This is a genomic window from Mycobacteriales bacterium (assembly GCA_035690485.1).
Classification (GTDB): Bacteria; Actinomycetota; Actinomycetes; order JAFAQI01; family DASSKL01; genus DASSKL01.
On record DASSKL010000083.1, the window covers coordinates 1 to 7561 of the forward strand.

At 70.2% G+C, this 7561-nt stretch carries 8 protein-coding genes; all 8 read left to right on the forward strand.

Features of this window, described 5'->3' with window-relative positions:
- A partial coding sequence (locus VFJ21_12620) for a hypothetical protein (protein HET7407962.1) occupies positions 1–211 on the forward strand: 211 nt, incomplete at its 5' end.
- Between the two features lie 13 nt (positions 212–224).
- Positions 225–728: a hypothetical protein gene (locus tag VFJ21_12625; protein ID HET7407963.1), complete on the forward strand. Its 504-nt coding sequence runs from the start codon at positions 225–227 to the stop codon at positions 726–728.
- An 8-nt stretch (positions 729–736) separates the two neighbouring features.
- Positions 737–943, forward strand: a complete 207-nt coding sequence (locus tag VFJ21_12630) for a hypothetical protein (GenBank protein HET7407964.1) — start codon at positions 737–739, stop codon at positions 941–943.
- Between the two features lie 5 nt (positions 944–948).
- Positions 949–1512 carry a hypothetical protein gene (locus VFJ21_12635; GenBank protein HET7407965.1) on the forward strand — a complete coding sequence of 188 codons (564 nt, stop codon included), beginning with the start codon at positions 949–951 and terminating at the stop codon, positions 1510–1512.
- A gap of 17 nt (positions 1513–1529) precedes the next feature.
- On the forward strand, positions 1530–1820 hold the full coding sequence (locus tag VFJ21_12640) for a hypothetical protein (protein HET7407966.1): 291 nt from the start codon (positions 1530–1532) through the stop codon (positions 1818–1820).
- Entirely contained in the window at positions 1813–5850 is a 4038-nt protein-coding gene (locus tag VFJ21_12645) for a hypothetical protein (GenBank protein HET7407967.1), read from the forward strand. The genes VFJ21_12640 and VFJ21_12645 overlap by 8 nt, the downstream gene beginning before the upstream one ends.
- A 9-nt stretch (positions 5851–5859) precedes the next feature.
- Positions 5860–6249 (forward strand): hypothetical protein, encoded by a 390-nt coding sequence (locus VFJ21_12650; GenBank protein HET7407968.1) that lies wholly within the window; start codon positions 5860–5862, stop codon positions 6247–6249.
- Positions 6246–7561: hypothetical protein (locus VFJ21_12655; protein ID HET7407969.1), on the forward strand; the 1316-nt coding region annotated here is incomplete at its 3' end. The genes VFJ21_12650 and VFJ21_12655, both read left to right, overlap by 4 nt.

Consider the following 7561-nt stretch of genomic DNA (forward strand, 5'->3'; position numbering starts at 1 on the left):
CGTCGCCCGCGTCCCTAGCGCTTCCGTGGCCGCCTACAGCAGGCGCGGCTGGTCTCCGATCGACGGGCCTGACCCGACGGCCGAGCCCGGCGCCAAGGCCACCCGCGACGACCTTGTCGAGTGGGCGAGCGGACTGGACCCGGAGAACACCGACGCCATTGCGGCGATGACCAAGGCCGAGCTGCGCGAGCAGTACGGCGACAACGCCTGAGGAGGCACCCGCTATGACTGATCTTCGCCACGATGGCAACTACCTCGTCACCTGGGTCCCCGGCGGTGGCGCAGGCGGTGGTATCGCCGACCTGTCCGCGCCGACCACGACGGAGCTGGCCGCCGGTATCCAGCTGGAGTGCCGACTCACCCCGACCGGCCTCACCCGTGAGCCGTCCACGGAGATGATCGACAACTCCAAGCTGTGCTCCACCTTCGGGTCACAGATCGCGGGTCGCACGTCGTACAACCTGCAGATCGTCGCGGTCCGCGAGGAGGGCGACACGTCCGGCGTCGAGGCGGCTCTGACGCAGTACGCCGAGGGGTACTTCGTGGTCCGCGACGACAAGCCGGCAACCCAGGCATACGCCGCCGCCGACAATGTCGAGGTCTACCCGGCCCAGGTCGCCAACGTCGCAAAGTCGACCCCGGCCGCGAACGAGCTGCAGACCATCACCTACACGTTCGCGAACACCGACGCGCCGGTGCTCGACGCCGCGGTCGCTGCGGGCGCCTGATCCCCGACATGGCTTCCGGCATGGCGCCGCGTCGCCACTTCCTGACTCGCACGACCACGGAGAAGCTCTGCGGCGTCCTCGACGCCGCGGAGGACTCCGGGGTGGCTGTGCTGAACGTGTCCCACATCGGGGGCCGCGACTGGGTCGTCGTGACCCGCGGCCCCATCATCGGCCCGGCAGGTCGCCGGGTCTTCCAACCTCAAGGCGAGGAGTAGGACCAATGGGCAACACCCCGAATCTGGCAACGATCTCTGAGAAGGTCACCCCGGTCGAGACGACCGTGTCGCTGTGCGTGGACGGCGCGCTTTTCGCCGAGCACGAGCGACTGGAGGCCGAGCTCGACGCGCTGATGAGTGGGCCGAACTCGGCCACGCTCGGCGGTGGCGATCCGGTGTCCGAGGCTGCGAAGAAGGTGCAGGCGGTCGAGAAGAAGATGCGCGGCCGCACCTACGACTTCGCGTTTCGGCATGTCCCGACGTGGCAGGCGCTCCTGGACGAGCACGGCCCACGGGAGGGCAAGGAGCGGATCGAGCGGTTCAACCCCGAGACGTTCCCGGCTGCAGCGGTCTCCGCGTCGTGCGTGTCCCCCGAGGGCATGGGCGACGCGGAGACCTTCGCTGCGTTCTGGGACAAGCTGAACCGGGGCCAGCGTGCTCGGCTGTTCGATGGTGCCTACCGGGCCAACGAGGATGGCGCGAGCGTCCCTTTCTCCGTGACCGCATCCGCCGTTCTGTCGAGCTCAAGGCAGAGCTCGACTTCTGTGGGCCTCGCGGCATCCCACTGAGCGTCTTCCGCGGCCGGGTGGTCGCGGACAGTGACCCGCAGTGGACCGAGCTTGACCGTGGTTACGCGCTGGCGTGGCAGCTCGAGGTCGACCTGACCCACTCGTGCGGGCAGCCGCTCGCGGAGACCACGAAGCGCGGCCACCAGTTCGCCTATCGCGCCGAGGTGGTCCGCTGCCACGCCTGCGCGACGCGGGACCGCGCCGTCGAGGAGTTCACCAACGCCGGCGGCGACCCCGCCGGCCTGTTCGTCCGACTGACTCGCGGCCCGCAGGGGCCGCTGTTCGAGGGGAGTGGTGACGATGTCTAGGCGCATCACTCACGTCGACCTCGAGGCGCGCATCGCGGGCTATGTCGGCTCGACCAAGAAGGCCGGGAAGGCCACCGACGACCTTCGCCGCAAGGCCGAGCAGTTCGACGGCAAGACCTACACCGCCGAGGCCGAGCTGGAGACCGCGAAGGCCAAGGCGCGGATCGTGGAGTTGCGCAAGCAGCTCGACGACTTCGCCCGGTCCAAGTCGACCGCCGAGGTCGACGTCGCGAACGCGAAGAAGGCGGCGGCCGAGCTGGCCGGCCTCAAGCAGCAGCTCCGCGACCTCGACCACGAGCGGGCGACCGCACACGTGAAGATCGACGGCGCGGTCGGCGCGACCCGGCAGGCGTCGCTGCTGGTGGACACGCTGGCGATCATCGGCCCGACCGCAGGCCCGATCGCGGCGGCCACGGCCCCGGTGTTCGCGGGCATCGCGTCCGGGGCGAGCGCTGCCGTGGTCGGTGTCGGGTCTCTGGCGCTGGCGTTCAACGGCGTCGGGGATGCGCTCAAGGCGCTGAACGACTACCAGCTCGACCCGACCGACGCGCACCTGCAGAAGCTTCAGCAGACGATGGGCGCGCTGTCTGGTGAGGGGCAGAGGTTCGTCCGGTTCCTGCAGTCGCTTCGCCCGGAGCTGCAGCAGCTACAGGACGCGGCCCAGCGTGGCCTGTTCCCCGGCATGCAGGAGGGGCTGCAGCAGGTGATGGGCCTGCTGCCGATCTTCGAACGCCTCGTCGGCGGGGCATCGCGGGCGATGGGGATGCTGGCCTCGGAGGCCGGTGCGGCGCTCACAGACCCGTTCTGGACCGACTTCTTCAACTGGCTTGCCACCGACGCGCAGGGCGCACTGCTGGGGATGGGTCGCGCGTTAGGCAACCTGGCGACCGGATTCGCTGGCGTGGTCCGGGCGTTCGACCCAATGGCCGACGACCTGGGGCGCAAGCTGGCTCAGATGGCCCGCGACTTCTCCGAGTGGGGCCAGCAGCTCGGCGCCTCCGACGGCTTCCACCAGTTCGTGGCCTACGTCGAGCGGGTCGGCCCGAAGGTGTGGGATGCGTTCTCCTCGATCGCGAATGCGTTCGCGGCCATCGTGCAGGCCGCTGCTCCGGTGGGTGAGGCGGTGCTGCCGATCATCGCCCGGCTGGCTGATGTGCTAGCTGCCATCGCCAACTCTCCGGCCGGTCCGGCGATCTTCGGCGCGGTCGCGGCGTTCGCGGCGCTCAACCGAGTGCTGCGCACCGCCGATGCCGTGCGTGCGATGCCCGCATTCCAGCGGCTTGCAGGCAGTGCAGATGAAGCCACCGCCGCTCTCAGTAGGACGGACAAGGTGCTGCGGGCCGGCCTCGGGGTAACGGCCGTCGTGGTCGGCGTGGACCTGCTCAGTGACGCCTTTGACAGGCTGTTCAACCAGACCCTCGACGGGTCGAACCTTCAGCGCAGTCTGACCGCACTCTCGCAGGGCGTTGTACAGGGGGCGTTGTTCGAGAAGTACGGCGCCGACCTAAAGGGGTTCGCCACCGACGTGCACCTGGTCTCGGACCAGATGGGATTCCTGAGCCAGCAGGCGGCAAAGATCCCCCTCATCGGGGACTTCCTCGCCGCCCCGCCGTGGCAGGAGAGCGCACAGGATGCGGCTGGGAACATTCAGCAGCTCGATGTGGCGCTGGCTCAGATGGTGGAGTCGGGCCAGAAGGCCGCCGCCGCGCGGATCTTTGCACGTCTCGCGGCATCCGCGAAGGACAGCGGGATCAGCACGAGCAGGCTCAAGGGGCTGTTCAAGCAGTACGGGGTCGCGGTCGACAACGCTGCTCGATCGACAGACTCCTATGCCGGGGCGAGCAATCGCGCGGCGAACGCTCAGGAGAAGCTGGCGGCCAAGGTAGCCGCCTCACGCTCGGCGGCCCGTCAGACCGCGCACCAGTTCGTCTCGGTCGCCGATGCTCTGGACGGTAGTGACCAGTCCCTGCGCAACTTCATCCACACGCTCGAGCAGCAGGCCGACGCGTTGGTGAACTTCGGCCGGAACGCCGCGAAGGCCGCGAATAGGGGACTCCGGTCCGGGCTCATCAAGGAACTGCAGGCCGCCGGGCCTGCGGGTGCAGCGATGATGGCGAAGCTCGCGAACGCCACCGAGAAGGAGATCGGCCGCGCAAACCGGGCGTGGGCGCGCGGCCGGAATGCGGTGGAGAAGTACGTCGACAAGGTCGCCGGTGTGCCGCCGGGAAAGACGACCAAGCTCGACGTGCGCGACCAGGCGGCCAACGCCAAGCTGGCCGCGGTGAACCGCGCTCTCGACACCTTCGATCACCACAAGTCCACCGCGACCGCCGACGTGAACAACCATCCCGCCTTCTCGGCCATCAAGGGGGCGGCCAGCGACCTGACGAGCTTCGCGCATCGGGTAGGCCGCGCCACCGCGGACGTGAATCGCCACCCGGCCGACGCCGCCCTGGCGGGGGCGAACGCGGGCGTGACCCGTTTCGGCGGCCGTCACGCGTCGGCGACGGTCGGGGTGGTCGATCACGCGTCGGGCCCGATCGCGCGGATTCGTGCGGAGTTGGCCTCTATTGACCGGTCGATCACGACGACGGTGACGACGGTGCATCGCGGCATCGGCAGCGTGTTCTCCGAGGGCGGCTACACCGGCCCGGGGCCTCGCCTGCAGCCGGCGGGTGTCGTCCACGCTGGCGAGTTCGTCATGGACGCCGCCACGGTCGATGCTGCGGGCGGTCCGGCGGCGATGTACGAGATGCGTCGCCGCCTCCGGGGCTACGAGTCCGGCGGGTACGTCGACCTGCCGGGGTACGCCGGCGGTGGTCATGTCCGTGAGCGCAACGTGTCGTGGGCCGACGACTTCGGTCTGGGCCGCCACCACGGGAACGACCTCGCCGCGGCGATCCGTGACCTGCGGCGCGAGCTGAAGCGCCAGCACGACATGGACAAGGGCGAGCGCAAGCGGCTCAACCACCGGCTCGACCGGCTGACCGGGGTCCGCTCGGCGGTCAAGGGCTTCGACCTCGGCTCGGTGCTGCCCGGTCACGACGCGGAGCCGAAGAACCCGATCCGGCACGGCGTGGTCGCCGAGCTGAGCGATTTCGAGCGGGCGGTGAAGAAGGCCGGCGGGCACTGGACCAAGGCGATGGATCACCAGGCGAACCGGGCCGAGCGCGCGGCGCTCAGCATGGACAAACTGACCCGTCGCCGCGACCACCTCGGCAAGGGTCTCGATGACCTGAAGTCGAAGATGGACTCGCTGAAGTCGACGATGTCGGGGTTCTCCGACTCGGTCGCCGGGAACTTTATGACCTCACCGTTCGGGCTGGGTGGGCAGACCTCGACGTTCACCCCGACGGTGGAGAACAGCCCGGCGCTGCGGGCAGCGACCGACCAGCTGGATGCCGCGAAGGCGCACCTGGCCTCGCTGCAGGGCGGGGGCACGCTGACCGAGCGGCTGGCGAACGCGGCCGAGGCGTCGCGGGTGGAGCGGTCGATGGTCGGGCTGCAGGCCCGGGTCGACCAGCTCTCGGCGCCGGTGACGACGACCACGAACGCGCTGGACGAGTTTCGGCGTCAGGTGGAGGCCGACACCAAGCGCGCCCAGGACTTCGCTGCCGCGTTGCGGACGCTGGGCTCGGAGCACCTGTCCAAGGACTTCCTGGGCGGGCTGGCCGCCTCGGGTGACGTGATCATGGCGACCGCGCTGGCCGGCGCCGGGCAGGCGACGGCGAGTGAGTTCTCCAAGCTGTTCGACCAGCGCAACCAGGCCGCCGCGCAGGTGGCGGCGCTGGCGACCCAGCAGGTCTACGGCGCCCAGCAGGCGGCGCTGCAGGCGCAGATCCGGCACCAGAACAAGCTGATCGACCGCACGGCGGCGTCGTTGGACCGGCTGGACGCGAAGGTGACCACGCTGGGGCAGCGGGTGGAGAACGGCGCCGAGCGGGGCGTGGCGGGTCTGCGCAAGGACATCGGGGACATCAAGGCCGCGATCCACAACCTGCCCCGGAACCAGAAGCACCACAAGCGGTGAGGGGGCGGCATGGCTGACGGGTTGCTGCTATCGGCGCTGTTCCTCAACGACGTCGCCGACCCGCTCGACGCGGCGTCGTTCCGCCTCGTCGGGGAATCCCTGCAGGTGAACTCGGCGGCCGACGTCGAGGTCGTGGCGATGGCGGGCGGGGGGACGCGGCTGGTCACCCGGCCGGGGCGGACGTGGTCGGCGCCGAATGTGGCGTTGCCGCAGTGCACCCCGGAGCAGGTCCGCTGGCTGCGTGACCACGAGGGCCGGACGGTGTGGTTCCGCGATCACCAGGGCACGAAGTTCGCGGCGGTGTACGCCCAGGTGCCGGTCGCGGAGTCGACGATCTGGCGGGACAAGGGTGACGTGGAGCTGGCGCTGTCCTCGGTCACGGCGAGCGAGGTCGTGTGATCACGGCCGCCTCGCTCGGCGTCGACCAGGCCACGCTGGACAGGCTGATCGCGTCCGGGCAGGTCGGGCAGGGCTGTGACCTCCTGGACACCTCCAACCGGGTCGTGGGCGACCTGACGGCGGACATGCGCGCGGGCGGGGAGGTCACCCACGACAACTTCGCCGACGCCGGGCAGACGGCCGGGAAGTGTCAGGTGCAGTTGATGCGGGCGCTGGCGTGGGGGCGGGACCGGATCCGTCCGTGGGTGTCGCTGTCCGACGACGCCGCGTCGGTGCGGATCAACCAGGGCGTCTACGTGCTCAACACGCCGCAGGACGCCGGCGGGGAGGACCCGGCGACCTACGACGTGCTGGGCTACGACCTGACCAGCCTGCTGAACGACCTGGTCGGCGACACCCGCGTGGTGGTCGCCGGGACGACGTACCTCGACGCGTTGCGGCAGGTGCTGACGGACTCGGGGGTCGGCGCGCAACTGCTGGTCGACGGGACCGCGCAGGCCACGCCGCTGCCTTACACGATGGTGTGGTGCCTCTACGACGGCGGGCCGTCGTGGCGGGCGATCTGCAACGACCTGCTCCGCGCGATCGCCTACGTGCCGTTGTGGGCCGATGAGAACGGGGCGTTGCGGTCGGGCCCGGAGGTGGGCGTGGCTCAGGCTCCGGTGGGTCGCCGGTTCACCACGACGGCGCCGGGCTCGAACGTGGCGAAGTCTCCGGCGTGGACGCGGGATGAGGACTTGTGGGCGGCGCCGAACGCGTGGCGGTTCATCCGCACGAACATGGCGACGACGCCGGTCGACGGGGATGGGATCTATGAGCCGCCGGTCAACCAGTCGACGGGGCTGTCGTCGGTGGACTCGGTGGGCCGGGTGCGGTGGAAGGTGGTCTACCTCGATGCTGCCGACCAGGCGTCGCTGGTCGCCCAGGGTGACCAGGTCGTGGCTGAGGACATGGCGGCCGGGCAGACGGTGACGTTCTCGACGTTCACGCCGACCGCCTCGCACGGCGACGTGGTCGTCTTCGACGGCGGCGGCCGGTCGGACAAGCTGCCGGTGGCGTCGTGGGTGACGAACCTCGACGGCATGCCGGGCCAGTGGGTCGCCGGTGGCACCCGTCCGGAGCCGCCTGCGCCGCTGTCGGCCTCGGCGACTGGGACGGTCACGCAGGCTTCGACGGCGGGTCTGCGGGTGGTGGTCGACGGCGCGTCGCAGGACAGCCCCGCGAACAGCCTCGACGGCGCGGCCTACACGGTCGGGCAGCGGGTGACGATTTCGGTACGCAACCCGGTGCAGCCGCTGGTGCAAGGCGTCGA